At 39.8% G+C, this 1,418-nt stretch carries 2 protein-coding genes; both read left to right on the top strand.

Translation table 11 applies throughout. The features are described from left to right. Positions 1-121 precede the first annotated feature (121 nt). Positions 122-760 (top strand): winged helix-turn-helix domain-containing protein, encoded by a 639-nt coding sequence (locus BZA03_RS20300; RefSeq protein ID WP_110289720.1) that lies wholly within the window; start codon positions 122-124, stop codon positions 758-760. Between the two features lie 118 nt (positions 761-878). After that, on the top strand, positions 879-1,220 hold the full coding sequence (locus BZA03_RS20295; RefSeq protein WP_110289719.1) for a hypothetical protein: 342 nt from the start codon (positions 879-881) through the stop codon (positions 1,218-1,220). Positions 1,221-1,418: the final 198 nt, after the last annotated feature.

Below are 1,418 nucleotides of genomic sequence, written 5' to 3'. Positions count from 1 at the left end.
CTGTAGTCGCTCGCAGGCTCGCTGGGACGCAAACACATGGGCTGCGTCGCTTCGCTCCTAAATTTTAGCCCATGTGTTTCCGCCCCTAAGCAGGGTGTTATGCATTTTGGAAACTTCGGCCATGGAATCGAAACTTTTTATCATCGAGTTAGTTAAGTATGGAGCATGGCCTCTCGTTACCTGCGTAATAGCATATGTATTAAAAGACAGAGTGTCTGGCATATTTGGTGGTGGCATAAAGTCTGCTAAACATGGAGATACGGAGTTTCAATTTTATGAAAACAATCAACATGCCAAACCGATAAAACTCGAAGACCAGGATTTGACAAGATTCATCCCAGTTGATACGACTGGAATCAGAACCGAAGTTGAGGCCCATATCACAAATGATCTCACTAAAATTGATGGTGAAAAGGATAAAATTGACATATTAGTCAAAAATTTAGCCCAGCAGCAGATTATCAACACCTTCGAAAAAGTGTATTTCAATATATTTGGTTCGCAAATACAGGTCCTCGAATATCTTTCAGTACAAAACAATGGACAATGCAGTGTGAAAGATATTCTTCCTATATTTGAGAGTGCTAAGCAAAAAAACACCAAGATACTTAACGGTGTTCAATTTTCAGATTATATGCAATTTCTTTTGAGTTGGGATTTGGTAAAAAACGATGAAGACAAATGGATCATCACTAAACATGGTAGAGCATTTCTAAACTATATTTCTGCAATGCGCTTGGATAAAAATAAGGTTGCATAGAAAAGTGCATAACAAACCGCTGTAGTCGGTCGCAAGCTCTCTGGGACAATAACACGTGGGCTCAGTCGCTTCGCTCCAATTTTAGCCCACGTGTTATTGCCCCTAAGCGGGGTGTTATATGCCAGTGAAAAATTTCAAGTTCCTGCTGTTTTTAATTAGTTTGCTAACTTTGGTCTCATGTTCAAAGGAGACAGGCGTAGAAGAACGAGTAGTTTTCTGGAAAAATGAACTATATAAAATGATTCCTACTGGTACTCCGCAGGAAGAAGCTTTAAATAAACTAAAAGAAATTGATTCAGAAGCATTCGTTAATTTGTTGTCGGGAAATATTTCTTCTAAATTGGAAAACATAGAAAGCAATGGTATCCCCTGCAAAGATTGGGTTTTAGTGGCTATAACAGAAATTCAAGACAATGCTGTCATCAAACATTCAATCTCTAGCACAGGGCGTTGTTTGTAGAATGGCATATAACAAAAAAATCAAGCCACTCACTTCGTTCGCTGGGACGCATACATGCGGTGCGGCTTCGCCATTATGCCCCACATGCCTGCGCCCCTTATTTGAAAGTTAGGTGCTACTGGTATGAGTAAAGTTTTTATCTATGGTTTTACTGGCACTTTCACTGAAAAACCTGAGTACGATTACGCTCACCCAGAT

Origin of the sequence: Alteromonas sp. I10, from assembly GCF_003201515.1 — a bacterium.
GTDB lineage: Bacteria > Pseudomonadota > Gammaproteobacteria > Enterobacterales > Alteromonadaceae > Alteromonas > Alteromonas macleodii.
This window is presented reverse-complemented; position numbering and strand designations above follow the sequence as displayed.

Bases quoted from the DNA above. Each gene is read 5' to 3' on its own strand.
- BZA03_RS20300 (WP_110289720.1), top strand. From the start codon at position 122: ATGGAATCGAAACTTTTTATCATCGAGTTAGTTAAGTATGGAGCATGG.
- BZA03_RS20295 (WP_110289719.1), top strand. From the start codon at position 879: ATGCCAGTGAAAAATTTCAAGTTCCTGCTGTTTTTAATTAGTTTGCTA.